This window comes from Streptomyces sp. iso_384, assembly GCF_056172905.1.
In genome coordinates, this window is the sequence record NZ_JBWBTT010000001.1 from 1,593,838 (window position 1) to 1,620,833 (window position 26,996).

The following is a 26,996-nucleotide window of genomic DNA, read 5'->3' on the forward strand; positions in this document are numbered from 1 at the left end:
CGTTTTCGAGCATGAGGGTGTGCCCTGCTCCGCCGTGGGTGGTGCCCGTGGGGTGAACGCGAAGACAAGGCCACGCATTCAAGCTCGATACAAGGCGGAAGGGGAACCCCCTCATTCGGATCGTTTGCCAGATCATTGCCCGAGTGGCGTTCGCCACACAAAACCGGGCCCAGACCTGCGAATCATCGAATCGGGCCTTCCGTCCGCCGGCGACCGCCCCGTGACGGTTGCCCCGCCGAGTTCGTGCCACACTTCGCACCATGCGCGTGTACCTCGGATCCGACCATGCCGGCTACGAACTCAAGAACCACCTCGTCGAGTGGCTCGGCGCCCACGGCCATGAGGCCGTCGACTGCGGCCCCCACATCTACGACGCCCAGGACGACTACCCGCCGTTCTGCCTGCGGGCCGCCGAGAAGACGGCCGCCGACCCGGACAGCCTCGGCATCGTGATCGGCGGCTCCGGCAACGGCGAGCAGATCGCCGCCAACAAGGTCAAGGGCGTCCGCGCCGCACTGGCCTGGAGCGAGCAGACCGCCGCCCTCGGCCGCGAGCACAACGACGCCAACGTCGTCGCGATCGGCGGCCGGATGCACACGGTCGAGGAGTCCACGAAGTTCGTCGAGATCTTCCTCTCCACGCCGTACTCGAACGAGGAGCGCCACACGCGCCGCATCGAGATGCTCTCGGCGTACGAGAACACCGGCGAGCTCCCCCCGATCCCCGCCCACCACCCGCAGCAGGGCTGACCGGCCCTCCCGCACCACGCCTTCCCGTGCCGCCGGGTCCCGGACCCGGCGGCACGGCCGTGTCACCGCCCGCCCTTCCACAGGAGCCCCGCCGTGCCCGAGGGACACACCATCCGCCGCCTCGCCGACGACCACACCGAACGGTTCGCGGGCACCCCGGTACGGGTGAGCAGTCCGCAGGGCAAGTTCTCCGACAGCGCGGCCCTCCTCGACGGGCACACCCTCACCGCCACCGACGCCCACGGCAAGCACCTCTTCCTCGGCTTCGGCGACACCGGCTGGGTCCACATCCACCTCGGCCTCTTCGGCAAGCTCGGCTTCGGCGCCGCCCCGCCCCCGCCGCCCACCGACACCGTCCGCCTCCGGCTGGTCAACGCGGCCCACCACGCCGATCTGCGCGGCCCCACCGCCTGCGCCCTGATCACCGAGCCCGAGAAGCGCGCGATACACGAGCGCCTGGGCCCCGACCCGCTGCGCGGCGACGAGGACGGGGAGCGCGCCTGGCGGCGGATCTCCCGCAGCCGCACCACCATCGCCGCCCTGCTGATGGACCAGAAGGTCATCGCGGGCGTCGGCAACGTCTACCGCGCCGAGGTCCTCTTCCGCCACGGCATCGACCCGTACCGCGCCGGCCGGGACCTCAGCCGCGCCCAGTGGGACACGATCTGGGCGGACCTGGCCGAACTGATGCGCGAGGGCGTCCGCAACAACCGCATCGACACCGTCCGCCCCGAGCACCTCCCCGAGGTCATGGGCCGCCCGCCCCGCAAGGACGACCACGGCGGCGAGGTCTACGTCTACCGCCGCGCGAACCTGCCCTGCCACATCTGCGGTACGGAGATCCGCACCGCGGACCTGGTCGCCCGCAACCTCTTCTGGTGCCCCCGCTGCCAGCCCCCGGGCCCGTCCGGCGGCTGAGCCCGGTGGCGGCCTCCGGCGGCCGAGCCCCGCCGGAACCGTGTCATATGCCACGCGGAACAGGGCTCCGGTGCACGGACGACCCCATTTCGAGCGCATTGTCACCGGGGTCCCCCTGCACCGGACACGTCCGGGTGGATAAAGTCCCGGCAGTGGCCCGTAGCGGAGGAGTAGACGACTTCTGGGCCCGGTGGCGCAGAAAGATGCACCGGGTCCGCATCGGCCTGCGTAAATCCGGGGTCGACTACTTCCGCGGCGACGGCTCCGACTGGATCGCCCTGGCCGGTCTGCTGCTGACGATTCCGGCCATCACCTTCGCCACCGTCGTCAGCCCGGTCTGGATCGATCCGGCCGCCCTCGCCCTGCCCATCGTGGCGGGCGGCCTCCTGCTGCGCCCGGCCAGCCTGCTGGGCCTGTACGCGACGGCCGCCGGCGCGCTGATCGTGGAGGCGCTCACCCTCGGCCCGTATCTCGACGGCCCCGCCCGGGTCACCCCGGGCACCGTGCTGGTGGTCGCCGCCTGCGGGTTCTTCGGGCTGATCCTCGCTCAGTTCCGGGCCCGGGTCGGCGTGCCCTGGCGGCGCGGCGGCACCATGCTCTTCGACCTGCGCGAACGCATCCGGGTCCAGAGCTCCCTGCCCCGGCTGCCCCAGGGCTGGCACCGCGAGATGGCCCTGCGCCCGGCCGGCGGCCAGTCGTTCTCCGGCGACTTCGTCGTCGCGGCCCGCACCCACGGGGGCCGCACCCTGGAGGCCGTCCTCACCGATGTGTCCGGCAAGGGCATGGACGCCGGCTCCCGGGCCCTGCTGCTGTCCGGCGCCTTCGGCGGGCTGCTCGGCTCGCTGCCCTCGCACGCCTTCCTGCCGGCCGCCAACGGCTATCTGCTGCGCCAGGACTGGGACGAGGGCTTCGCCACCTCGATCCATCTGGTGCTGGACCTGGAATCGGGCGACTACGAGATCTTCTCCGCGGGCCACCCGCCCGCCCTCCAACTGCACGCCGGCAGCGGGCAGTGGGAGGAGAAGTCCGGCGAGGGCCCGCTGCTCGGCGTCTACGACGGGGCCGAGTTCGACGCGGTGAAGGGCTCACTCGCACCCGGCGACGTCCTCATGCTGTTCACCGACGGACTGGTCGAGGCCTCCGACCGGGACATCGCCGAGGGCATCGACCGGCTGACGGGCGAGGCCGACCGCTATGTCTCCACCGGCTTCGAGGGCGCGGCCTGGCATCTGATCGAGGCCTGCGCCAAGGACGTCAACGACGACCGTGCCCTGCTGCTGCTCTCCCGCCGTGCATAGGGTTGCCCAGGGCAAGCCGTCGGATCAGGCCCGCTCGATGCGCTCCACGAATATCTGGAACAGCAGCTTCGACCACTTGCTGCTCACCGCCACGCTGAAGTCCCCCCGGTTCTCCTGCTTGATCCCGACGTAGCCGTCGAGCAGCCCTTCGCCCTTCTTGGCCTGCGGCATGCCTCCGTGGATGTTCCGGAGGGACTGGGGCGTGCGCTTCGGGGCGTTTCCGTCCACCGCCATGTACTGGGGCGAGAACAGCAGCTCGTGCGCGCCGGGCCGGAGGACGAACTTCATCAGCGCCTGCTCCCCGGGACGCTTGGGGTCGAGGTAGGAGCGGGCCTGCTCCTCGTCGCCGAGGTGGTAGCCGATCGGCAGGGTGCCGTCCTTCGGCTCGGTGCCCGGGGCCGCCGTCTTCTTCGTCTCGCCGAACTGCTTGTTGAATGCGGCCGAAGCCTTCGGCTCGTCCTTGTGGTCGAGAATCCACTGGTTCATGTCGTTCAGCTTCGCGGTCGAATCGCCGTGCCCTGCCCACCAGGCCTCGATGTCCGCGGCTTCGCTCTCGTCCATCGTCCGGAACAGTTCGAGCCGCCCCATCGCGTTCAGTTCCTCCTCGGACTTGCCGGCGCACAACGCGGCCAGCTCCTCGATCAGACCGGGTCCCACCACCTGGAGGATCTCGTCGCCCTTGCGGCCGCCGGACGCCTTGGCCGGCGCCTTCACGGCCTTCTTGCCGCTCGCCTGCTCGGCCCAGTAGGCATCGGTGAGCCGGTCCTGCACGGTCCGCTGCACGGCCGGTGCGGCGGACCCGGGGTTCCGGGTGGAGACCGCCCGTTGCACATCGGGCCCGGCGGCGACCGGGCCCGACATCACCCGGCGGGCGTTGGCCTCGGCCTCGCGCTCGAATCGGTCGGACGGGTCGGAGACCCGCAGGCCCTGGCCGTTGTCGGTGCCCGCGACCCGGCCCTGGCGCTGCTGGATGACGTGGGTGAGTTCATGGGCGAGGGTGTGCTTGTCCGCGCCGCCGTTGCCGATGACGACATGGCTGCCGGAGGTGTAGGCGCGGGCGCCGATCTCGGCGGCGGAGGCCTTGGCGGCGGCGTTGTTGTGGACGCGTACGTCGGAGAAGTCGGCGCCGAGCCGGGATTCCATGTCGGTACGGGTGGCGGAGTCCAGGGGCCGGCCGGCGCCGCGCAGCACCTCGTGGACCGCCGAGCGCTGCACGGGGGCCTGGTCCGCCCGGCCTTGGCCGCAGCCGTCGCCGTGCTCGTGGTCCTGGTCGTGGAGGGGCGGGCGGTCCGCGCTCCGCATCATCTGCACGACGGCCGCGTTCCCGACACTGCCCTGGAGGGCGAGGAGCCCGGTCGGCGGGACTCCGCCCGCGGCCTCGGATTTGCGGACGACCGGGGCGGACCTGCTCTCCGCGCCGGTCTTCGCGGGACCATCCTGACGGTGCATGGAAACCTCTTCGCTGCCGAGAAGCTGAACCTTTCCTGCATAGCCGAGGCACGGCCGGGGTTCCAGGTACCCGAGGGCACAGTTGACCGGCCGGGCGGACAGGGCGGTCTGTACTCCGGACGTCTGTGCGCCGGACGTCTGTGCGCCGGACGGCGGAGAGGCGCCCGCCACCCGGAATCCGGGTATCGGGCGCCTCTCCGTTCCGCCGTCGTTCAGACCGAGACCGGTATCTGCTCCTGGTCCTGGTGGTCGTTCTTCTTGCGGCCGCCCGGCAGGATGCGGGCCAGCCAGTGCGAGCGTCCGGCGGCCAGGGGTGCGAGGACGGCGAGCAGGAGGACGTAACCGGCGATGAACGGCGAGAGTCGCTCGTCCAGTCCGGCGGCCGCCGCCATCGTGGCCAGGATGAGCGCGAACTCACCGCGGGCGACGAGCGTCGTGGCGATGTTGGACGTGGCCTGCGCGCCGAAGGAGTACACCTTCGCCGCGGCCAGACCGGCCGCGACGTTCATGGCGAGCGTCAGCGCCACGGCCGCCAGCACCGGCCACAGCACGCTCGGCAGGTCGCCGGGGTCGATGGAGAGACCGAAGGCGAAGAAGAAGATGGCGCCGAACGCGTCCCGCAGCGGGTGGACCAGTTTGAGGATGCGGTCGCCCGACGAGGTGGAGCCGAGCATCAGACCGACCATGAACGCGCCGATCGCGTCGGCGACGCCGAACATCTCGGAGACACCGGCGACGAAGACGGCCATGCCGAGGAACGAGATGACCAGCAGCTCGTCGTCCTTGGTGTTCATGAGCTTGCCGATGAGCCTCGTGCCGAACCGGGCCGCCAGCGCGAGCAGCAGCAGGAAGCCGAAGGCCTTGCCGCCGTCGATCAGCGCGGACGAGAGGCTGTCCGCACCGGACAGGATCGGCTGGAGCGCGGCGAGGTAAAGGGCGAGGAAGATGTCCTCGACGACGATGATGCCGAGGATCGGCCGGGTCTCCGGATTACCGATGCGCCCGAGGTCCACCAGGATCTTGGTGACGATCGCGGACGAGGAGATACCGAGGACACCGGCGAGGACCAGCGCCTCCGAGGTGCCCCAGCCCAGCGCGAAGCCGAAGCCGAGCCCGGCGCCCACATTCAGGACCAGATACGTCCCGCCCGCGATGGCCATCTTCCGGCCACCCGTCTTGAGGTCGTCCATGTGGAACTCGAGCCCCAAGTAGAAGAGCAGGAGGACGAGTCCCAGCGCGGAGAGCATCTCCAGATCGTGCGGGTTGGAGAGGAGCGTGTATCCGGGGGTGTGCGGGCCGAGGAGGATTCCGGCCAGGATGAACAGGGGGATCGTCGGCAGCCCGATACGGCCGCCGAGGCGGGCGAGGAAGGCAGCGGCCAGGAAGGCGCCGCCCATGGCAAGGAGGGTGTCTGCGTGTCCGATGAGCCTGATCCTTCGGGGTCGGTCAAGAGCGAGTCAAGGGGGCATCAAGAATCCATCAGTAATTAGTTTACCGAACGATTGACACTGCAACTGTGAACCCGTCGTATTGTCAATTTTTGTCCGTTAGTCCCGTATGGGTGCCGTGCGGGTGTCCTGTCGGGCGCCGCGCCAGCAGCCGTACGCATGAAGTGAGTTCACGAAAGGCCCCGGACGCGGCCTCGAACGTCGTCCCGGGCGCGGTCGTAAAGTCGGCCCATGACGGAACACGATCTGAGCCTCGCCGAGGTGGAGGCCATCGCCCGCGAGGCCCACGCGCTCCAGACCGACAAGGCGGGCCGCCCGTACGGGGAACACCTGGCGGCGGTGGCCGAAGGTGTACGGGTACGGGGCGGCGACGACGGGCAGATCGCGGCGGCCTGGCTGCACGACGCGGTCGAGGACGACGCGCTCTCCGCCCGGTGGCTGGCCGAGGCTGCGCTGCCGCAGGAGGTGAAGGACATGGTCCTGGCGGTGACCAAGCGGCCGGGCGAGGAGCTGTCCTCGTACACCGCGCGGATCCTGGCCACCCCGGGCGCGCTGCTCATCAAGGAGGCCGACCTCGCGCACAACGCGGATCCCGCCCGCCTCGCGGTCCTGGACGAGGCGACGCGTACCCGGCTGGCGGCGAAGTATGCGCAGGTGCGCGGCCTGTTGGGGCTGGGCGGCGATGAATCACCCTCGGACCGAAAGAATCAGGCCAACCCGGGAACGCGCTGATCCACCCGCGGCGCGGCCACGGGTGGATCAGGGGGAAGGGCGGAAAGGGCGGGACGAGGAGCGGCGGCCGGGTCCGTGAACGGCCGGCCCGCCGGGGCTCAGCGCTTCGCGGGGTCCTTGCGGAACGCCCACGCCAGGTCCGGCTCGGTGGCCCACTTCAGGGCGCGGCCCACCAGCGGGGTGCACATCAAGGTCACCGCCGCCGCCGCCGCGAGCGAGACGACGACCAGCCCGACCGGGTCGGAGAGCCAGGTGTAGCGGTCGAACAGCCCCGCGTACTCGGCCCCCTTGATCAGGAATCCGTGCAGCAGGTAGCCGCAGATCGTTCCGGCGCCGAGCACCGTGAACCACCTGGCCCGGCCGGGCACCCAGGCCAGGAAAGCGATCGTCAGGGCCAGGGCGCAGCCGAACATCGCGAGCGTCATCACCGCGCCCGACCACCACGGGGCGCCCATCTCCTGCGCGCTGTTGGCCCGGTAGAGCCAGCCGAGCTGCATGTGCGGGGCGATCCAGTACGCGAAGAGCAGCGCGCCCGCGAACAGCGGCACCGACAGCAGCCGCATCTCACGCCGCCTGACCAGCTGGAAGTGCTCGGGCTTCAGCAGCAGACCGAGCACGAAGAACGGCAGGAACTGCAGGACCCGCTGGAGATCGAGGTCGTCGCCGATGTCGGGGGAGACGGAGGCGAGCATGGCGATGGCGAGCGCCACCGGCAGCGGATGGCGCAGCGTGCGCCAGATCGGCGTGGTCACCCGCCAGATGAACAGGGCGATCAGGAACCAGGTCAGGAAGAACGGGTCGAGAAGGCTGATCGCCATGTCGGGCGAATCGTCCGCGTACCGCTTGAAGAGCGAATAGGCCGTCTCGAACAGCACGTACGGCACCGCGACGCCGGTGATCAGCCGCTTCACCTTGGACGGCGTCATGTCGAACGACCGCGAGAAATAGCCGGAGATGAGGATGAAGGCCGGCATGTGGAACGTGTACACGATCATGTACAGCGCCCGGGTGGCGCGACTGCCGTCCATCACGGGTTCCCAGGCGTGCGCCACCGCGACGAGAACAATGGCCAGATACTTCACATTGTCGAAGTAGGGGTCGCGCTTCCGTGCCGCCGCGGACGCCGGAGCGGCGGCCTCCGGCGCACCGGGCCCGGTGCTGGGCCGGGGTGCCGTGGCGGTGAGCGTCTGCTCGTGTCTGGGCTCCGACTCCCGGGTCGACTCCCGGGTCGCCGGGGGCAGCGGGGCCCTCTGAAATACGCTCGGAGCTTGGAACATCTCAGGCACCTTAGACCGGTCGATTGCCTCGCGTAAAACTGCGGGAAGATATCGCGTGTTCCCCTCTATTCGAATGTGAAACCGTCGAACACCGCCCGCTATGACACGCTTGGTCCGGCTTAAATGGGGCATATCGCCGGGCTGTTGACCGGAGTGAATTACGTCACATCCACGCTGTCAATTGACTGTGAATTAAGTGTGGGGATGCGGAAAAGATCGCTGCGGTGGATATTCGGCCGCGGGGATTTCACAGCCGACGCACAGGGGGCGCGAGGACGGCGCGAGCGCCGGGCGCACCCCGCGCGCCACCCGCGCACGGGGTGCGGTGCGAGCGCCGTCCGGTGGTCGTCCTCGCGACGGCGCCGACCCGTGAAGGATGGCGGGATCCCGTCAGTCCGTTCCGTCACCCGGCAGCAACCACGGGGGAGTTGGTGGCACGATGGACCCGACGGGGCGCGCGGTGGTGCACGCTTCCGGGCCGGCAAGGCGGACCGACCGAGGGTGTGATCAGACGTGGCTATTTCACTGTCTATGGTGCTGCTGTTCGCGGTCATCCTGGTGGTAATGATCCGTGGCGGCTCCATCAAGGCCGGTCCCGCGATCGTCGCCGTGCTCTTCGGCTTCTTCCTGGCATCGACCGGCATGGCCCCGTCGATCAACAGGTTCATGAACTCGATAGCCGACACCATCAACCAGATCAGCTTCTGAGGCCCGCCGCCACGGCGTCCGGGGCCCGCAACGCACGAGGGCCGGGCCGGAGGATCATCCTCCGGCCCGGCCCTCGACTGCGTGGAGCGGGCGACGGGAATCGAACCCGCGTAGCTAGTTTGGAAGACTAGGGCTCTACCATTGAGCTACGCCCGCAAGCGTCGCACCGCAGGTCCGTGGACCGCGGCACGAAGAGCATCGTAGCGGGTCGGCGGCGGTGCCCGCACACCCGTTGTGCCGGCCGCCGGATCCGACGCGGGACCGGACCCGGACCCGACCCCTGACGCCGCTTCGTAAAGCGGCGGACCCGCTGCTCCCGTGCATGTACCCTACGTGTCGCACCGACGGGGTGTGGCGCAGCTTGGTAGCGCGTCCGCTTTGGGAGCGGAAGGTCGTCGGTTCGAATCCGGCCACCCCGACCACCAGCAAGATCGCATTGTGGGAGTCCTCCCCCTTGCCGTTACTATGCAAAATGCGTGCCCGTGTGTCTGATGTACCGGGCTCGGTCCGCGAAGCCGCCACTCGGCGGCCCAGCAGAACCCCAAGAAGTCAGCCACCAAGGAGACCGAACCGTGAAGAGCGCCGTGGAGACCCTGAACCCGACTCGGGTTCGGCTCAGCATCGAGGTGCCCTTCGAGGAGCTCAAGGACAGCCTCGACGCGGCGTACAAGAAGATCAACCAGCAGGTCACGGTGAAGGGCTTCCGCAAGGGCAAGATCCCCGCCCGGGTCATCGACCAGCGGTTCGGCCGCGGTGCGGTGCTGGAGGAGGCCGTCAACGACGCCCTCCCGAAGTTCTACACCGAGGCGGTCAACGAGGGTGAGCTGAACGTCCTCGGCCAGCCCGAGGTCGACATCACCGAGCTGAAGGACGGCGAGCTGCTGGCCTTCACCGCCGAGGTTGACGTACGCCCCGAGATCGAGATCCCGGACTACTCCGGCATCGAGGTCACCGTCGACGCCCTCGAGGTCACCGACGAAGAGGTCGAGAAGGCCGTGGAGCAGCTCCGTGAGCGCTTCGCCGCCACCAACCCGGTCGAGCGCGCCGCCGCCGACGGCGACGTCGTCACCATCGACCTGCAGGCCAAGGTCGACGGCGAGGTCCTGGAGGACGGCGTGGCCGACGGTGTCTCGTACACCATCGGTTCCGGCGAGCTCCTCGACGGCATCGACGAGGCCGTGACCGGCCTGGAGGCCGGTGGCGAGGCCACCTTCGCCTCGCAGCTGAAGGGCGGCTCCGCCGAGGGCAAGGACGCGGAGGTCACCGTCAAGGTCACCGCCGTCGCCGCCCGTGAGCTCCCCGAGCTGGACGACGACTTCGCCCAGATGGCCAGCGAGTTCGACACGCTGGAGGAGCTGAAGGCCGACAGCCGCAAGCGCCTGGAGACCACCAAGCAGTACGACCAGGCCACCCAGGCCCAGGAGCGGGTCCTGGAGGAGCTGCTGAAGCTCGCCGAGGTCCCGATCCCGGAGAAGCTGCTCGCGGACGAGGTCCAGACCCGCAAGCACAACCTGGAGCACCACCAGCTCGGCCAGATGGGTCTCGACCTCGAGAAGTACCTCGAGATCCAGGGCAAGACCCTGGAGGAGTTCGAGAACGAGACCTCCGAGCAGGCCGTCAAGGGCATCAAGACCCAGTTCATCCTGGACGAGCTCGTCAACAAGGAGAAGCTGAACGTCAACCAGGAGGAGCTCACCGAGCACCTCATGCGGCGTGCTGCCTCCTCCGGCATGAGCCCCGACCAGTTCGCCCAGGCCGTCGTCGAGGGTGGCCAGGTGCCGATGCTCGTCGGCGAGGTCGCCCGCGGCAAGGCGCTCGCCGTCGTCGTCGAGGCCGCCAAGGTCGTCGACACCAACGGTGAGGTCGTCGACCTGGAGGACGACGAGGACACCGCCGAGACCACGGAGACGGCCGAGGCCGCCACCGAGGACAAGGCGGACGACAAGGCCGAGGAGAAGAACGAGGCCTGAGCCTCGCCCTGATCCGGTCGACGGGCCCCGAACGCTTCCTGTGTTCGGGGCCCGTCGTCGTAGGGCCGTACGGCCCCGGAACCCTTGTGCCCACTGCGGACCTTGCGCTCCCAGCGAACAGTTGCGGAAGCGGGATGGCGTTGTCCCACCTGCGCGTTAGGGTCCATGAAGAGGAAGGGTGGGGCAGTGACTTCACCCGCCCGGTACGAAGACGCTGAGACGGCCGGAGCCGTCAGAGACGAGCAGGTGGATACGTGACGAATCTGATGCCCTACGCCGCCGGAGAGCCGTCCCTCGGTGGAGGCCTCGGTGACCAGGTCTACAGCCGACTGCTCGGCGAGCGCATCATCTTCCTCGGTCAGCAGGTCGACGATGACATCGCCAACAAGATCACCGCACAGCTTCTCCTCCTTGCCGCTGATCCGGACAAGGACATCTACCTCTACATCAACAGCCCCGGTGGTTCGGTGACGGCCGGCATGGCGGTCTACGACACCATGCAGTACATCCCCAACGACGTCGTCACCATCGGCATGGGCATGGCCGCCTCCATGGGCCAGTTCCTGCTCACCGGTGGCGCCGCGGGCAAGCGCTTCGCGCTCCCGAACACCGACATCCTCATGCACCAGGGTTCGGCCGGCATCGGCGGCACGGCCTCGGACATCAAGATCCAGGCCGAGTACCTGCTCCGCACCAAGACGCGGATGGCGGAGATCACCGCCCGTCACTCCGGCCAGACCGTCGAGACGATCATCCGTGACGGCGACCGCGACCGCTGGTACACGGCGGAGGAGGCCAAGGAGTACGGCCTCATCGACGAGATCATCACGTTCGCGTCGGGCATCCCGGGCGGCGGCGGCACCGGTGCCTGATCCGGTCCGCACCGGACCGTCGGCACCACTCCCGCACGCCCCTCTCGTACGCCGAGACCTCCAGCCCCAGAACGCCACCAGGATGGTGAAGACCCACATGAACAACTACACCGGCGCCTCCGCGAGCGGCCTCTACACCGGCCCGCAGGTGGACAACCGCTACGTCGTCCCGCGCTTCGTGGAGCGCACCTCGCAGGGGGTGCGCGAGTACGACCCGTACGCGAAGCTCTTCGAGGAGCGCGTGATCTTCCTGGGCGTCCAGATCGACGACGCCTCGGCGAACGACGTCATGGCGCAGCTGCTGTGCCTGGAGTCGATGGACCCCGACCGCGACATCTCGATCTACATCAACAGCCCCGGCGGCTCGTTCACCGCGCTCACCGCGATCTACGACACGATGCAGTTCGTGAAGCCGGACATCCAGACGGTCTGCATGGGCCAGGCGGCCTCCGCCGCCGCCGTCCTGCTCGCCGCGGGCACCCCGGGCAAGCGCATGGCGCTCCCGCACGCCCGGGTGCTCATCCACCAGCCGTCCTCGCAGACGGGCCGTGAGCAGCTCTCCGACCTGGAGATCGCGGCCAACGAGATCCTCCGTATGCGGACCCAGCTGGAGGAGATGCTGGCCCGGCACTCGACGACCCCGCTGGAGAAGATCAGCGAGGACATCGAGCGCGACAAGATCCTCACGGCCGAGGACGCTCTGGCGTACGGTCTGGTCGACCAGATCGTTAGCACCCGCAAGACCACCGCGGGCGCATCGCTCTGACGTCGGTCTTTCCCCTTGGCACATTCCGTTTGCGCGACCACGGCCGTGTGAACAGTGCCAAGGGGGGCCCGAACGGGGGCCCAGGCAAGGTACCGTCGGATAGAGGCACCAGGAGCCGCTGAACCAGGCGTCTCCCAGGCGAAGGGGAAGCACCTCGTGGCACGCATCGGTGATGGCGGCGACCTGCTCAAGTGCTCGTTCTGCGGAAAGAGCCAGAAGCAGGTGAAGAAGCTCATCGCGGGACCCGGTGTGTACATCTGCGACGAGTGCATCGATCTCTGCAACGAGATCATCGAGGAGGAGCTCGCGGAGACGAGCGAGGTGCGCTGGGAAGAGCTTCCCAAGCCTCGCGAGATCTACGAGTTCCTGGAGGGGTACGTCGTCGGGCAGGAGCCCGCGAAGAAGGCCCTCTCGGTCGCGGTGTACAACCACTACAAGCGGGTCCAGGCCGGGGAGAACGGCGGCGGCGCGGGTCGTGAGGACGCGATCGAGCTCGCCAAGTCGAACATCCTCCTGCTGGGCCCCACGGGTTCCGGCAAGACGCTCCTCGCGCAGACGCTGGCCCGCATGCTCAACGTCCCGTTCGCCATCGCGGACGCGACGGCGCTGACGGAGGCCGGCTATGTCGGTGAGGACGTCGAGAACATCCTGCTCAAGCTGATCCAGGCGGCGGACTACGACGTCAAGAAGGCCGAGACCGGGATCATCTACATCGACGAGATCGACAAGGTCGCCCGTAAGAGCGAGAACCCGTCGATCACCCGCGATGTCTCCGGCGAGGGCGTGCAGCAGGCCCTGCTGAAGATCCTGGAGGGCACCACCGCCTCCGTCCCGCCGCAGGGCGGACGCAAGCACCCCCACCAGGAGTTCATCCAGATCGACACGACGAACGTGCTGTTCATCGTGGGCGGCGCGTTCTCCGGCCTGGAGAAGATCATCGAGTCCCGGGCCGGCGCCAAGGGCATCGGCTTCGGCGCCACGATCCGCTCCAAGCTGGAGATCCAGGCGAGCGACCAGTTCCAGGAGGTCATGCCGGAGGACCTGGTGAAGTTCGGGATGATCCCCGAGTTCATCGGCCGTCTCCCCGTGCTGACCTCGGTCCACAACCTGGACCGCGAGGCCCTGCTCCAGATCCTCATCGAGCCGCGCAACGCCCTGGTCAAGCAGTACCAGCGCCTCTTCGAACTGGACGGTGTGGAGCTGGACTTCGAGCGGGAGGCGCTGGAGGCCATCGCCGACCAGGCGATCCTGCGCCAGACCGGCGCGCGCGGTCTGCGGGCGATCATGGAGGAAGTCCTCCAGTCCGTGATGTACGAGGTCCCGTCCCGCAAGGACGTCGCCCGCGTCGTCATCACCGCGGACGTCGTCCGCGACAACGTCAACCCGACGCTGGTCCCGCGCGAGCCGCGCACGATCGGCAAGAACGACGGCGGCCGGCACGAGAAGTCCGCGTAGCCGCAGACGACTTGCGTACGCCGAAGGGGCGCCCACCGGATGACCGGCGGGCGCCCCTTCGGCGTCGATCGGTCAGATCTTGGTGCGGGAGGTGTTGTAGAGCTTGGCGGCGAGGTCGGCCACGTCCTCCTGCGGCACGGACTTCTCCGTCAGCGCCGAGGCGACGTCGAGACCGGCGACGATGCCGACCGTGCTGTAGTCGGCCCAGATGCAGACCGGCATGGTGAACTCCTTCGGCCCCTTGGCGGCGCTGCCGGAACTGCCCTGGCTGGTGTCCATCTTGAGGTCCTGGCACTTCATCAGGGCGCCGTCGAACCCGTCCGGCTTGAACTCCTTGGGGCTGCCCACCAGAGTGGCCTTGGCGCCACTGTTGTTGGTGTCCTTCGTCATGTTCTTCTCGGCCTTGGAGAAGGCGTTGTCGAGCGTCTTCGCCGGGTCCGAGACCTCACCCCAGACGCCCTCGAAGATGAGGAGCTTCTGGGCGAGGGGGTTGTCCTTGGTGCCGGCCTTGTACTGGGCGCCCGCCTTGTTGGCGTCCTTGACCCCCATGGCCTCGGCCTCGGTCTTGTCCTCGCCGGTGACCGGGCCGGATGCCGCGGGCTTGGAAGCGTCCTTCGTGTAGTCCTCCACGGAGGCCGGGGGCGTCAGCTTGTACCCCTTGGTGGAGTCCGCCACATCGCTGCTGCCGCCGGAGGTCAGGAGGTACACCCCGCCCGCGATGACCGCCAGCGCCACCACGGAGACACCGATGATCAGCCCGGTCTTCTTCTTCGGCTGCTGCGGCTGGGCTCCGTACGGAGGCTGGCCGCCGTACGGCGGTGCGGGCGGCTGCTGGCCGTACGGGCCCGGCTGCTGGGCCTGCGGGTAGCCGTAGCCCTGCTGCGGCTGCTGGGGCTGGCCGTACGGGTTCGGCTGCTGCGGCGGGACGCCCTGGGGGGCCTGCTGCGGGTAACCGTAACCGGGCTGGCCCTGCGGGGGGCCCTGCGGCGGCTGGCCGCCGTACGGCCCGGGCTGCTGTCCGTACGGTCCGGGCTGGCCCTGCGGCGGCTGCCCACCGTACGGGCCCGGCTGGTTGTAGCTCATTGCGGTGTCCCCTCCAGATTTCCTTATGCGTTGCGGACATCCTGACGGAAGCCGTCCTGACATGGGGGATCGGGCCCGACACCGTTACTGAACCAATCCGTTTCAGTGCAGAGCTGTGACGGCCCTAAACTGTCTCCCGTGACCGAGAACTCATCGCAGCAGCCAGCCAGCAACCCCGAACTGCCGACCCAGTACGCGCCGGCCGATGTAGAGGGGAAGCTGTACGAGCGCTGGGTGGAGCGCGGTTACTTCGAGGCCGACGAGCACAGCGAGAAGCCGCCGTACAGCATCGTCATCCCGCCGCCGAACGTCACCGGATCCCTCCACCTCGGCCATGCCTTCGAGCACACCCTGATCGACGCCCTCGTCCGCCGGAAGCGGATGCAGGGCTACGAGGCGCTCTACCAGCCGGGCATGGACCACGCCGGCATCGCCACCCAGAACGTCGTCGAGCGCGAGCTCGGCAAGGAGGGCAAGTCCCGCCACGACCTGGGCCGCGAGGCCTTCGTCGAGCGCGTCTGGCAGTGGAAGAACGAGTCCGGCGGCCAGATCTCCGGCCAGATGCGCCGCCTCGGCGAGGGCGTCGCCTGGTCCCGTGAGCGCTTCACCATGGACGAGGGCCTGTCCAAGGCCGTCCAGACCGTCTTCAAGCAGATGTACGACGACGGGCTCATCTACCGCGCCGAGCGCATCATCAACTGGTGCCCCCGCTGTCTCACCGCGATCTCCGACATCGAGGTCGAGTACCAGGAGGACGACGGCGAGCTCGTCTCCATGACGTACGGGGACGGGGACGAGACCATCGTCGTCGCCACCACCCGTGCCGAGACGATGCTCGGTGACACGGCCGTCGCCGTCCACCCCGACGACGAGCGCTACAAGCACCTGGTCGGCAAGCAGATCAGCCTGCCGCTCACCGACCGCACCATCCCCGTCGTCGCCGACCACCACGTCGACCCGGAGTTCGGCACCGGCGCGGTCAAGGTGACCCCGGCCCACGACCCGAACGACTTCGAGATCGGCAAGCGCCACGACCTGCCGTTCCTCACGGTCCTGGACGAGCGCGCCGTCATCACCGTCCCCGGCCCCTTCCAGGGCCTGGACCGGCTGGAGGCCCGTTCCGCCATCGTCGCCGCCCTCCGTGCCGAGGGCCGGATCGTCGCCGAGAAGCGGCCCTACGTCCACTCCGTCGGGCACTGCTCGCGCTGCAAGACCACCATCGAGCCGCGCCTCTCCCTCCAGTGGTGGGTCAAGGTCGCCCCGCTCGCCAAGGCCGCCGGTGACGCGGTCCGCGACGGCAGCGTCAAGATCCACCCGCAGGAGATGGAGAAGCGCTACTTCGACTGGGTCGACAACCTCCACGACTGGACGATCTCGCGCCAGCTCTGGTGGGGCCACCGCATCCCCGTCTGGTACGGCCCGAACGGCGAGGTCGTCTGCGTCGGACCCGACGAGACGGCGCCCACCGGCGAGGGCTGGACTCAGGACAGCGATGTCCTGGACACCTGGTTCTCCTCCGGCCTGTGGCCGTTCTCCACCCTCGGCTGGCCCGAACGGACCGACAGCCTCGCGAAGTTCTATCCGAACTCCGTCCTGGTCACCGGCTACGACATCCTCTTCTTCTGGGTCGCCCGGATGATGATGTTCGGCCTGTACGTCAACGACGGCGTCCCGCCGTTCTCCACCATCGTCCTGCACGGCATGGTCCGCGACGAGCACGGCAAGAAGATGTCGAAGTCCTTCGGCAACGTCGTCAACCCGCTGGACTGGATGGACAAGTACGGCTCCGACGCCCTGCGCTTCACCCTCGCGCGCGGCGCCAACCCCGGCACCGACGTGCCCATCGGCGAGGAGTGGGTCCAGGGTTCGGCGAAGTTCTCCAACAAGATCTGGAACGCCACCCGCTTCGCCCTGATGAACGGCGCGACGATCGAGGGCGAACTGCCCCCGGTCGAGGAGATGTCGGTCACCGACCGCTGGATCCTGTCCCGTCTGAACAAGACGGTCGCCGACGTCGACGCTTTCTACGACGACTTCCAGTTCGCCAAGATCAGTGAGTCGCTGCGCCACTTCGCGTGGGACGAGGTCTTCGACTGGTACGTCGAGCTGTCCAAGACCACGTTCTTCGCGGGCGGCCGCCCGGCCGAGGTCTCGGGCCGGGTCCTCGGCGAGGTCCTGGACGTGATGCTCCGGCTGCTGCACCCGATCGTTCCGTTCGTCACGGAGGCGCTGTGGACCGCGCTCACCGGGCGTGAGTCGATCGTCATCGCCGAGTGGCCGGGCGACTCCGGCTTCCGCGACGACGCGGCCGAGAAGGAGATCGAGCTGGTCCAGCAGGTCGTCACCGAGGTCCGACGCTTCCGCAACGACCAGGGTCTCCAGCCCGGCCAGAAGGTCCCGGCCGAGCTGACCCTGACCGGCACGGAGCTCGCCCCGCACGAGGCGGCCATCCGCCAGCTCCTGCGGCTCCAGCCCGCCGGGGACGGCTTCCAGGCCACCGCGTCCCTCCCGGTCGCCGGGGCCACCGTCGCCCTGGACCTCTCCGGCACGATCGACGTGGCGGCCGAGCGCAAGCGCCTCACGAAGGACCTGGAGGCCGCGCAGAAGGAGAAGGCCCAGGCCACCGGGAAGCTCGGCAACGAGGCCTTCCTGGCCAAGGCCCCGGACAACGTGGTCGACAAGATCCGCGGCCGGCTCGCCAAGGCCGAGGCCGACATCGAGCGGATCGGCGCCCAGCTGGCGGGCCTCCCGCAGGCCTGATCAGCTGAGCACGAAGCCCCCGCACCCCGACCGACCGGGGCCGCGGGGGCTTCGCCGTACTCCCTCCGGGCCCCGCCCGCCGGCGGTGTGCCGGGCGCTGCGTGCGTTGTCGGTGCCCATCCGTAGACTGGGGCCCGTGAGTGAGCCCCGCCCTTCAGACCGGCACGACGCGTCCGATCCCGACGACACCTTCGAGGAGATCGTCGACGAGGCGACCCAGCGCGACCCCGACCTGGCGGTGATCGAGGCCGGGAGCCGCACACTGCGCACCCACTCGGGCCACCCGCAGGGCGAAGCGGTCCCGGCCCGCCCGGCCGATCCCGAGACCGACAAGGCGCTGCGCGCGGTGGAGCAGGAGCTCGCCGGACGCTGGGGCGAGACCAAGCTGGAGCCGTCCGTCACCCGGATCGCCGCGCTGATGGACGTCCTCGGCGAGCCGCAGCGCGCCTACCCCTCCATCCACATCACCGGCACCAACGGCAAGACCAGCACGGCCCGCATGATCGAGGCCCTGCTCAACGCCTTCGAGCTGCGCACCGGCCGCTACACCTCCCCGCACGTCCAGTCGATCACCGAGCGGATCAGCCTCGACGGCTCGCCGATCGAGGCCGAGCGGTTCATCGAGACGTACGAGGACATCAAGCCGTACGTCGAGATGGTCGACGCCCAGCAGCCCTACCGGCTCTCCTTCTTCGAGGTCCTCACCGGCATGGCGTACGCGGCCTTCGCCGACGCGCCCGTCGATGTGGCGGTCGTCGAGGTCGGCATGGGCGGCACCTGGGACGCCACGAACGTCATCGACTCCACGGTCGCGGTCGTCACCCCGATCTCGCTGGACCACACCGACCGCCTCGGCACCACGCCGGCCGAGATCGCCGGGGAGAAGGCCGGCGTCATCAAGCCGGGCGCCACGGTCATCCTGGCGCAGCAGCCGGTGGACGCCGCACAGGTGATGCTGAAGAAGGCCGTCGAGGTGGACGCCACCGTGGCCCGCGAGGGCATGGAGTTCGGCGTCACCTCGCGCGAGATCGCGGTCGGCGGACAGCTGCTGACGCTGCGCGGACTCGGCGGCGAATACGAGGACATCTTCCTTCCGCTGTACGGGGCCCACCAGGCGCACAACGCCGCCGTCGCGCTCTCCGCCGTCGAGGCGTTCTTCGGCATCGGCGCCGAGCAGGCCCGCTCCCTCGACATCGACGCGATCCGCAAGGCGTTCGCCTCGGTGCTCTCGCCGGGCCGGCTGGAGGTCGTGCGCTCCAGCCCGACCGTCGTGCTGGACGCCGCGCACAACCCGGCCGGCGCCAAGGCGGCCTCCGACGGCATCTCCGAGGCGTTCAGCTTCTCCCGGCTGATCGGCGTGGTCGGCACCAGCGGCGACAAGGACGTGCGCGGGCTCCTGGAAGCCTTCGAGCCGATCTTCGCCGAGATCGTCGTCACGCAGAACTCCACCCCGCGCGCGATGGACGCGGACGAGCTGGCCGCCATCGCCGTCGAGGTCTTCGGCGACGACCGGGTGCAGGTCGAGCCGCGGCTCGACGACGCGCTGGAGGCGGCGATCACGCTGGCCGAGGAGGACGACGAGTACGCGGGCGCCGGGGTGCTGGTGACCGGCTCCGTGATCACGGTCGGCGAAGCCCGGCTGCTGCTGGGGAGGGGCTGAGACATGCGGACGCTCTGCGCCTCGACGCTGATCGGCGAGTTCTTCGTGATCGGCTTCGCCGGTCTCGTCGCGATGAAGCTGGACGACGCCTCCATGGCTCTGGTCTGGACGGTGTGCGGCGTCGGCATGGCCCTGTCCGTGCTGCTGTGCGGAATGATCACCCGGCCCGGCGGCGTCCAGCTGGGCTGGGCGCTCCAGGTCGCGCTGGTCCTCAGCGGGTTCGTGGTCCCGATGATGTTCATCCTGGGCCTCGCCTTCGGCGGACTGTGGTGGGCCTCGATCCACTACGGCCGCAAGATCGACGAGGCCAAGGCCGACTGGGCAGCCCGGCAGGAAGCCGGCGGGGCCGCGGCCTGAGGCCCGGAGCCTCCCGGCCCGATCACGCCGGGGCCCGCCCGACACGCGCGGCCCGGCTTCGGACCCCGGAAATCCTGGGCCCGAAGGTGACCCTGGGTGAACCCGGGCGCAGACCCGTCTCCGTACCCCTGTAATCTCGCCCTCACCGCACCCGTATGCCTGGCCTTGCAAGGAGCCGTACATGACTCAGCGCACTCTCGTCCTGCTCAAGCCCGACGCCGTCCGCCGTGGCCTGATCGGCGAGATCGTCGGCCGCATCGAGCGCAAGGCCGACTGGCGGATCACCGCGCTGGAGCTGCGCACCCTGGACCACGAGACGCTTGAGCAGCACTACGGCGAGCACAAGGGCCGCCCGTTCTACGAGCCGCTCATGGAGTTCATGGCCTCCGGTCCCGTCGTCGCCCTGGTGGCCGAAGGTGAGCGGGTCATCGAGGGCATCCGCACCCTGGCCGGCCCCACCGACCCGATCGCCGCCGCGCCCGGGTCGATCCGTGGTGACTTCGGCACGATCACCCGTGAGAACCTCATCCACGCCTCGGACTCCGAGGAGTCCGCGGAGCGAGAACTGAAGCTTTTCTTTCCGGGACTTTCCTGACCCGATCGGCCAAACAGCGCTGTATGCCTGGGGCGACCGAAGTAATTCGGTCGCCCCTCGGCATAGGGTTTGGGATCGCGGGAACGCATCCCTCCGACGTAACGTCACCATGGGTAGGACGGCCACCCGTTCCGCTCACAATGGCGCAGGACCCTCGCGCTGTGTCCGTGCATACGGCACTACGATGGAAGCTTCCACGCCCGCAGCGCCAACCTCGCCTACCAGAACAAGCCATCTTCGCTACCTGGGAAGGCCCGACGCATCCTCATGGGGAACAAGGGGAACTCAATGTCGTTCATCGGCCGTGACATGGCTATCGACCTCGGGACTGCCAACACGCTGGTGTACGTCAGGGGGCGCGGCATCGTCCTGAACGAGCCGTCCGTCGTGGCCATCAACACCAACACCGGCGGAATTCTGGCGGTCGGCTCCGAGGCCAAGAAGATGATCGGGCGCACGCCGGGCAACATCGTTGCCGTGCGACCGCTGAAGGACGGCGTGATCGCCGACTTCGAGATCACCGAGCGGATGCTCCGCTACTTCATCCTCAAGATCCACAAGCGTCGCTATCTCGCCCGCCCCCGGGTCGTCGTGTGCGTGCCCTCCGGTATCACCGGGGTCGAGCGCCGCGCCGTCATCGAGGCGTCCACGCAGGCCGGCGCGCGCCAGGTGCACATCATCGAGGAGCCCATGGCCGCCGCCATCGGCTCCGGCCTCCCGGTCCACGAAGCCACCGGGAACATGGTCGTCGACATCGGCGGCGGCACCACCGAGGTCGCGGTGATCTCGCTCGGCGGAATCGTCACCGCCCAGTCGATCCGCACCGCCGGTGACGAGCTGGACAACGCGATCATCCAGCACATCAAGAAGGAGTACTCGCTCCTTCTCGGTGAGCGGACCGCCGAACAGATCAAGATCACCATCGGTTCGGCGTTCGACCTGGAGAAGGACGAGCACACCGAGATCCGTGGCCGCGACCTGGTCTCCGGGCTGCCCAAGACGGTCGTCATCTCGGCCGCCGAGGTCCGCAAGGCCATCGAGGAACCGGTCAACGCGATCGTCGACGCCGTGAAGACGACGCTCGACAAGTGCCCGCCCGAGCTGTCCGGCGACGTCATGGACCGCGGCATCGTCCTCACCGGCGGCGGCGCGCTGCTGCGCGGTCTGGACGAGCGGCTGCGCCACGAGACGGGCATGCCGATCCACATCGCCGAGGACCCGCTGGACTCGGTGGCGCTCGGCTCCGGCAAGTGCGTCGAGGAGTTCGAGGCGCTCCAGCAGGTGCTGGACGCCCAGCCCCGGCGCTAGGGTGTGTCCGGCGGATCTTGACCGGGTCCGCAACGCCTGGCACGGCACCTCGCGGCGTTCGAAACGCCCGAATCGCTCCGCGATGAGGACGTTCCAGCGCCTTGCGATGCACCGCACCAGACGCCGCGGCCTATCCGGTCCTGATCCGCCGGACACGCCCTGGACCGCGCAGAGCATCACCCGATCCGGCGCGCGGACCGCGGACGCTGCGGCTCCGCCCGCCGGATCGTTGATATAGATCGTGGCTGTACACGTATCGATACCTGGCGACAGACGTATCGGTGTACGGACAGCGACACCTACACAGGCACGAACATTCCGACGAGGAAGGCACGGCCGCCGCACGTGAGGGACACACGAGAGAGCCGGCTGCTCCTGGTGCTCTTGATCGCCATCGCATTCGCCCTGATCACGGTCGATATCCGAGGCGGCGAGGAGTCACCGGTCGACGGCGCGCGGCAGGCCGCGGCCACCGTCTTCGGGCCGGTCGAGAACGGCGTAGCGGCAGCGGTCGACCCGGTGGGCAACGCCATAGGGGCCGTCCGGGACTCCGGCAACCGGCATGACCGGATCTCCACCCTGGAGCAGGAGAACGCCGCGCTGAAGGCCAAGCTCGGCAGCGACGACCGCACCAACAGCCGGGTCCGTCAGCTCGACGCCATGCTGAAGAACGCGGGCGCCGGACAGTACGGCATCAAGGGCGCCGAGGTCATCGCCATAGGAGCGGCCCAGGGCTTCTCCTGGACGGTCACCATCGACGCCGGTGCCGACGACGGCATCCGCCGCGACATGACCGTCCTCAACGGGGAGGGGCTGGTCGGGCGGGTCACCACCGTCGGGCCCAGCACCGCGACGGTCCTGCTCGCCAACGACCCCGACTTCACCGTCGGCACCCGGATGGAGAAGACCGACGAGCTCGGCTTCGCCACCGGCCAGGGCTCGCGCCCGCTGTCGGTGCAGTTCCTCAACGGCAAGGCGAAGGTGAAGGCCGGCGACCGGCTCGTCACCTTCGGCTCCAGCAAGGACAAGCCCTTCGTGCCCGGCGTCCCGGTCGGCGAGGTCGTCCGCGTCGACCCCTCCGGCGGCGAACTGACCCGGACCGTCTACGTGAAGCCGTACGTCGGGTTCACCAAGCTCGACATCGTCGGCGTCGTCGTCCAGGCCCCCCGCGAGGACCCGCGCGACACGGTCCTGCCCAAGCGGCCCGCCAAGGCGAAGCCGAAGCCGACCCCCACGGTCACCGTCACCGTCCAGCCCAACGGCGATCTGGTGGACGGCTCCGGCAAGGTCGTCGGCAACATCAACGAACAACCGGGCGGCGACGCCGCCGGTGACGCGGCAGGCGACCAGCAGGGCAACGCCCAACCCGACAACGCGGCCAACGACCAGGAGTAGAGCTGATCCCCATGCGCATCAACCGGACTCTGCTCTCCACCGCCCTGGTCGTCGTCGCCCTGGTCATCCAGGTCTCCGTCCTCGCCCGCCTCCAGCTCCCCGGCGCCGTCCCGGACCTGCTGCTCCTCACCGTCCTCGGACTCGCCTTCGTGTACGGGCCCGTCAGCGGCTCCCTCATCGGCTTCGGCGCCGGCCTCCTCGCGGACCTCGCCCCGCCCGCCGACCACGCCGCCGGGCGCTACGCCCTGGTGCTCTGCGTCATCGGCTACCTCGCGGGTCTGGCCCGGCCGGAGAACGGGCAGCTGAAGTCGGCCTTCGCCCCGATGGCCGTGGTCGTCGCCGCCGCGATCGGCTCGACCCTGCTGTACGCGGGCGTCGGCGCGCTCGTCGGCGACACCGCCGCCCGCCATGTCGGCCTGGGCAGCCTGCTGTTCACGGCCGCGATCTACGACCTGCTGCTGGCGCCGTTCACCGTGCCGCTCATCATGGCCCTGGCCAGACGTACCGAGAACGACCCGATCGCCGAGGCCTCCTCCGGTGGCAGCGACGTCGCCGCCGGCTGGCTCTCCTCGGGCACCGGGCTGCGGATCGGCAACCAGCGCGGCGGCCTGCGCGTCAAGGCCGCCCGCAACCGGGCCGCCCGCGCGGGCAGGATCAAGGGGGTCAAGCGACTGTGAAGCCGTACGCGACCGAGGACGCCGGGGGCACCCAGTGAGGCGGTATCTCCCGGGGGGCGGCCCCCGTACCCCCAGCCGGACCACCACCGGGGGCACCCAGTGAGCAACATTCCCGAGACCGGGCGGACCCAGCGGGTCCAGATCCGGCTCATCGTCATCCAGGTTCTCGTCTTCTCGCTGCTGCTCACCCTCGGCGGCCGCCTCTGGTACCTCCAGATCCGCAACGGCGACGAGTACACCGCCGAGGCCGCGGGCAACGGGGTGCAGCAGGTCGTCCAGCCCGCCGTGCGCGGCTCGATCCTCGACGCCCGCGGCGTACCGCTCGCCGACAACGAGACCCGCCTCGTCGTCTCCGCCAGCCGCACCGAGCTGCTGAAGATGAAGGACGACGGCGTCGGCGTCCTCACCCGGCTCGCCGACGTGCTGGACATGAAGGTCCAGGACGTCCGCGACAAGGTCCGCCTCTGCGACTCCAAGACCCCCCAGCCCTGCTGGAACGGATCGCCCTACCAGCCGATCCCGGTCACCGACGAGGCCACCACCCAGCAGGCCCTCCAGATCCGCGAGCGCGCCGAGGACTTCCCCGGCATCACCGCCGAACCCACCGCCGTACGCCGCTACACCGCGCCCGGCAAGGCGAAGACCGCACAGGTCCTCGGCTACCTCTCGCCCGTCACCGACGACGAGATCCAGCAGGCGCAGGACGGCCCGTCGCCCTATCTGCGCTCCGACCAGGTCGGCCGCTCGGGTCTTGAGCGCACGTACGACAAGGAGCTGCGCGGCAAGGCGGGCGTCACCCGATACGAGGTCGACAACCTCGGCCGCGTCATGGGCGAGGCGGAGAACGACCCGGCGGTGTCCGGCTCCACCCTCGTCACCAGCCTCGACGCCCGCGTCCAGGCGGTCGCCGAATACGAGCTCGCCGCCGCGATGAAGCGGGTCCGGGGCGAGACCGACAAGATCACCGGCCGGAAGTACGAGGCCGACTCCGGGGCCGTCGTCGTCATGGAGTCGAAGACCGGCCGGGTCGTGGCGATGGCCTCCCAGCCCGACTACGACCCCAACGCCTGGGTCGGCGGCATCTCCGGCAAGCAGTACGCCAAGCTCACCAGCAAGAAGTCCAACTACCCGCTGCTCAACCGGGGCATCCAGGGCCAGGCCCCCGCCGGCTCGATCTTCAAGGTGGTCTCCGCCAGCGCCGCCGTGCGCGCCGGCCACGCCTTCGACGACCTCTACCAGTGCAGCAGCAGCTACAGCCTGGGCAACCAGACCTTCGCCAACTTCGAGTCCCAGGGCCACGGCCCCATCACCCTCGGCGACGCGCTCAAGTACTCCTGCAACACCGTCTTCTACCGCCTCGGCCACGAGGAGTGGGTGAAGGACGGCGGCATAAAGCCCAAGAAGGACGCCAAGAACTGGTTCTACACGACCGCCCGTGACTTCGGGCTCGGCGCCGAGACCGGTATCGACCTGCCCAACGAGGTCAAGGGCCGCATCCCGGACCGCAAGTGGAAGCAGGACTTCTGGGAGGCGAACAAGGACGCCTGGTGCAAGGAGGGCAAGAAGGGCGGCACCTACGTCCAGCAGATCGCGTACGAGAGCTGCCTCGAAGGCAACCAGCTCAAGGCCTACGACAGCATCAACTACTCGATCGGCCAGGGCGACGTACTCGTCACGCCGATCCAGATGGCCACCGCCTACGCCGCCATCAGCAACGGCGGCACCCTCCACGAGCCCACCGTCGGCAAGGCCGTGATCAGCCCCGACGGCAAGACCGTCCAGGAGATCAAGCCCAAGGTCAGCGGGAAGCTCCCGGTCAACGCCCAGACCATCAAGGACCTCGACAAGGGGCTCCGCTCGGTGGTCGAGCCGGGCGGCACCGCCGCCTGGCGGTTCGGCGGCTGGCCGCAGGACAAGATCCCGATGCGCGCCAAGACCGGCACCGCCCAGGTGTACGGCAAGCAGACCACCGGCTGGTTCGCGACCTACACCGACGACTACACGATCGTCATGACGATCTCCCAGGGCGGCACCGGCTCCGGCTCCTCCGGGCCCGCCGTCCGCAAGATCTACGACGCGCTCTACGGCCTCGACGCCGAGGGCAACCAGGACAAAGAGAGGGCCTTGCTGCCGAAGCCCCAGAAGGCGCTGCCGAAGATCCAGCCCGACGGCTCGATCTACGCGCCGAAGGTCAAGCCCTACGACCCCACTCCGGTCACGCCCGAGGAGCAGCCGGGAGGACAGGAACCCCAGTTGCCCCTGCCGCCCGGAGGCCAGCCCGGACTCACCGGGTCACCGGCGTCGACGGGGAGGCAGCCGTAATGGCAGGTGGATTCTCCGTCTCCCGGTACGGCCCCGACGAGGGCCCCTGGGCCAAGCTGACGGCGCGTGACTCCCTCGCCCGGCGGCTGGACTGGCCGCTGCTCGGGGCCGCGCTCGCGCTCTCGTTCCTCGGCTCGCTGCTCGTGTGGTCCGCGACCCGCAACCGCGACCATCTCACCCAGGGCGACCCGTACTTCTTCCTGCTGCGGCACGCCCTCAACACCGGCATCGGCCTCGCCCTGATGATCGGCACGATCTGGCTCGGCCACCGCACCCTGCGCGGGGCCGTCCCGGTCCTGTACGGCATCTCGGTGCTGCTGGTCCTCGCGGTCCTCACCCCGCTCGGCACCACCGTCAACGGCGCCCACGCCTGGATCAAGCTCCCGGCCGGCTTCTCGATCCAGCCCTCCGAGTTCACCAAGATCACCATCATTCTGGTGATGGCGATGCTGCTGGCGGCCCGCGTCGACGCGGGCGACCAGGCCCACCCGGACCACCGCACCGTCGCCAAGGCCCTGGGCCTCGCGGCGATCCCGATGGCCATCGTCATGCTCATGCCCGACCTCGGCTCGGTGATGGTCATGGCCGTCATCGTCCTCGGCGTCCTGCTGGCCTCCGGCGCCTCCAACCGCTGGGTCTTCGGCCTCATCGGCGCGGGCGCGGGCGGGGCCGTCGCCATCTGGCAGCTCGGTCTGCTCGACGACTACCAGATCGCCCGCTTCGCCGCCTTCGCCAACCCCGCACTCGACCCGGCGGGCGTCGGCTACAACACCAACCAGGCCCGTATCGCGATCGGCTCCGGCGGGCTCACCGGCACCGGACTCTTCGAAGGCACCCAGACCACCGGTCAGTTCGTGCCCGAGCAGCAGACCGACTTCGTCTTCACCGTCGCCGGTGAGGAGCTGGGCTTCCTCGGCGCGGGCCTGATCATCCTGCTCCTGGGCGTCGTCCTGTGGCGCGCCTGCCGGATCGCCCGCGAGACCACCGAGCTGTACGGCACGGTCGTCGCCGCCGGGATCATCGCCTGGTTCGCCTTCCAGTCCTTCGAGAACATCGGCATGACGCTCGGCATCATGCCGGTCGCCGGGCTGCCGCTGCCCTTCGTCTCCTACGGAGGATCCTCGATGTTCGCCGTCTGGGTGGCGATCGGACTGCTCCAGTCGATCCGGGTGCAACGGCCCCTGTCTGCCTGAACCC

Annotated in this window: 22 protein-coding genes and 2 tRNA genes; 19 read left to right on the forward strand and 5 right to left on the reverse strand. The window is 69.2% G+C overall.

Annotated features, from left to right (window positions below):
• Positions 1-260: 260 nt before the first annotated feature.
• From AC0VY3_RS07055 to AC0VY3_RS07065, 3 genes are all read left to right on the forward strand, one after another.
• The gene (locus AC0VY3_RS07055) at positions 261-749 is read left to right on the forward strand and encodes a ribose-5-phosphate isomerase (protein ID WP_030077742.1); all 489 of its coding nucleotides are present in this window, start codon (positions 261-263) and stop codon (positions 747-749) included.
• 93 nt (positions 750-842) lie between these two features.
• Complete coding sequence (locus tag AC0VY3_RS07060) at positions 843-1,667, forward strand: Fpg/Nei family DNA glycosylase (protein ID WP_103513170.1); 825 nt, start codon at positions 843-845, stop codon at positions 1,665-1,667.
• A 203-nt stretch (positions 1,668-1,870) separates the two neighbouring features.
• Positions 1,871-2,965, forward strand: a complete 1,095-nt coding sequence (locus AC0VY3_RS07065; protein ID WP_374935544.1) for a PP2C family protein-serine/threonine phosphatase — start codon at positions 1,871-1,873, stop codon at positions 2,963-2,965.
• 24 nt (positions 2,966-2,989) lie between these two features.
• Here the strand turns inward: AC0VY3_RS07065 and AC0VY3_RS07070 are convergent, their stop codons facing one another.
• Positions 2,990-4,414: an eCIS core domain-containing protein gene (locus AC0VY3_RS07070; protein ID WP_103513168.1), complete on the reverse strand. Its 1,425-nt coding sequence runs from the start codon at positions 4,412-4,414 to the stop codon at positions 2,990-2,992.
• 212 nt (positions 4,415-4,626) lie between these two features.
• The gene (locus AC0VY3_RS07075) at positions 4,627-5,811 is read right to left on the reverse strand and encodes a cation:proton antiporter (protein ID WP_103513167.1); all 1,185 of its coding nucleotides are present in this window, start codon (positions 5,809-5,811) and stop codon (positions 4,627-4,629) included.
• 282 nt (positions 5,812-6,093) lie between these two features.
• On the opposite strand from AC0VY3_RS07075, the gene AC0VY3_RS07080 reads away from it, so the two are divergent.
• The gene (locus tag AC0VY3_RS07080; RefSeq protein ID WP_475549222.1) at positions 6,094-6,594 is read left to right on the forward strand and encodes an HD domain-containing protein; all 501 of its coding nucleotides are present in this window, start codon (positions 6,094-6,096) and stop codon (positions 6,592-6,594) included.
• A 98-nt stretch (positions 6,595-6,692) separates the two neighbouring features.
• Here AC0VY3_RS07080 and AC0VY3_RS07085 read toward each other — a convergent pair whose 3' ends face one another.
• The gene (locus AC0VY3_RS07085) at positions 6,693-7,871 is read right to left on the reverse strand and encodes an acyltransferase family protein (protein ID WP_475549223.1); all 1,179 of its coding nucleotides are present in this window, start codon (positions 7,869-7,871) and stop codon (positions 6,693-6,695) included.
• 531 nt (positions 7,872-8,402) lie between these two features.
• On the opposite strand from AC0VY3_RS07085, the gene AC0VY3_RS07090 reads away from it, so the two are divergent.
• A complete protein-coding gene (locus tag AC0VY3_RS07090) occupies positions 8,403-8,579 on the forward strand; it encodes a hypothetical protein (RefSeq protein WP_018959195.1) in 177 nt (58 codons plus the stop codon).
• Between the two features lie 82 nt (positions 8,580-8,661).
• Here AC0VY3_RS07090 and AC0VY3_RS07095 read toward each other — a convergent pair.
• Positions 8,662-8,735: transfer RNA gene (locus AC0VY3_RS07095), tRNA-Gly, on the reverse strand.
• 189 nt (positions 8,736-8,924) lie between these two features.
• Between AC0VY3_RS07095 and AC0VY3_RS07100 the strand changes: the two genes are divergently transcribed.
• From AC0VY3_RS07100 to clpX, 5 genes are all read left to right on the forward strand, one after another.
• Positions 8,925-9,001: transfer RNA gene (locus AC0VY3_RS07100), tRNA-Pro, on the forward strand.
• A gap of 150 nt (positions 9,002-9,151) precedes the next feature.
• Positions 9,152-10,549 (forward strand): trigger factor, encoded by a 1,398-nt coding sequence (tig, locus tag AC0VY3_RS07105; RefSeq protein ID WP_242743071.1) that lies wholly within the window; start codon positions 9,152-9,154, stop codon positions 10,547-10,549.
• Positions 10,550-10,815: 266 nt separating this feature from the next.
• Positions 10,816-11,421, forward strand: coding sequence for an ATP-dependent Clp protease proteolytic subunit (locus AC0VY3_RS07110; RefSeq protein ID WP_030077754.1), 606 nt, complete (start codon positions 10,816-10,818; stop codon positions 11,419-11,421).
• Positions 11,422-11,503: 82 nt separating this feature from the next.
• Positions 11,504-12,187 (forward strand): ATP-dependent Clp protease proteolytic subunit, encoded by a 684-nt coding sequence (locus AC0VY3_RS07115; RefSeq protein WP_030077756.1) that lies wholly within the window; start codon positions 11,504-11,506, stop codon positions 12,185-12,187.
• Between the two features lie 156 nt (positions 12,188-12,343).
• On the forward strand, positions 12,344-13,642 hold the full coding sequence (gene clpX / locus AC0VY3_RS07120) for an ATP-dependent Clp protease ATP-binding subunit ClpX (protein WP_103513163.1): 1,299 nt from the start codon (positions 12,344-12,346) through the stop codon (positions 13,640-13,642).
• A gap of 72 nt (positions 13,643-13,714) precedes the next feature.
• Here clpX and AC0VY3_RS07125 read toward each other — a convergent pair whose 3' ends face one another.
• Positions 13,715-14,725 carry a hypothetical protein gene (locus tag AC0VY3_RS07125; protein ID WP_475549224.1) on the reverse strand — a complete coding sequence of 337 codons (1,011 nt, stop codon included), beginning with the start codon at positions 14,723-14,725 and terminating at the stop codon, positions 13,715-13,717.
• 138 nt (positions 14,726-14,863) lie between these two features.
• On the opposite strand from AC0VY3_RS07125, the gene AC0VY3_RS07130 reads away from it, so the two are divergent.
• The 9 genes from AC0VY3_RS07130 to rodA all read left to right on the forward strand — a co-directional run bounded on the left by AC0VY3_RS07130 (position 14,864) and on the right by rodA (position 26,992).
• On the forward strand, positions 14,864-17,485 hold the full coding sequence (locus AC0VY3_RS07130; RefSeq protein WP_103513161.1) for a valine--tRNA ligase: 2,622 nt from the start codon (positions 14,864-14,866) through the stop codon (positions 17,483-17,485).
• 136 nt (positions 17,486-17,621) lie between these two features.
• Complete coding sequence (gene folC, locus AC0VY3_RS07135; protein WP_164612802.1) at positions 17,622-19,145, forward strand: bifunctional tetrahydrofolate synthase/dihydrofolate synthase; 1,524 nt, start codon at positions 17,622-17,624, stop codon at positions 19,143-19,145.
• A 3-nt stretch (positions 19,146-19,148) separates the two neighbouring features.
• Positions 19,149-19,502, forward strand: coding sequence for a DUF4233 domain-containing protein (locus AC0VY3_RS07140; RefSeq protein ID WP_475549225.1), 354 nt, complete (start codon positions 19,149-19,151; stop codon positions 19,500-19,502).
• Between the two features lie 181 nt (positions 19,503-19,683).
• The gene (ndk, locus tag AC0VY3_RS07145) at positions 19,684-20,097 is read left to right on the forward strand and encodes a nucleoside-diphosphate kinase (protein WP_030077767.1); all 414 of its coding nucleotides are present in this window, start codon (positions 19,684-19,686) and stop codon (positions 20,095-20,097) included.
• 288 nt (positions 20,098-20,385) lie between these two features.
• Complete coding sequence (locus AC0VY3_RS07150) at positions 20,386-21,405, forward strand: rod shape-determining protein (RefSeq protein WP_007448937.1); 1,020 nt, start codon at positions 20,386-20,388, stop codon at positions 21,403-21,405.
• Between the two features lie 345 nt (positions 21,406-21,750).
• On the forward strand, positions 21,751-22,800 hold the full coding sequence (gene mreC / locus AC0VY3_RS07155) for a rod shape-determining protein MreC (RefSeq protein WP_218527533.1): 1,050 nt from the start codon (positions 21,751-21,753) through the stop codon (positions 22,798-22,800).
• A gap of 11 nt (positions 22,801-22,811) precedes the next feature.
• On the forward strand, positions 22,812-23,477 hold the full coding sequence (mreD, locus tag AC0VY3_RS07160) for a rod shape-determining protein MreD (RefSeq protein ID WP_103513157.1): 666 nt from the start codon (positions 22,812-22,814) through the stop codon (positions 23,475-23,477).
• Between the two features lie 99 nt (positions 23,478-23,576).
• Positions 23,577-25,799 carry a penicillin-binding protein 2 gene (gene mrdA / locus AC0VY3_RS07165; RefSeq protein ID WP_103513156.1) on the forward strand — a complete coding sequence of 741 codons (2,223 nt, stop codon included), beginning with the start codon at positions 23,577-23,579 and terminating at the stop codon, positions 25,797-25,799.
• Positions 25,799-26,992, forward strand: a complete 1,194-nt coding sequence (rodA, locus tag AC0VY3_RS07170) for a rod shape-determining protein RodA (protein ID WP_103513155.1) — start codon at positions 25,799-25,801, stop codon at positions 26,990-26,992. The genes mrdA and rodA overlap by 1 nt, the downstream gene beginning before the upstream one ends.
• The last annotated feature ends 4 nt before the right edge of the window (positions 26,993-26,996 follow it).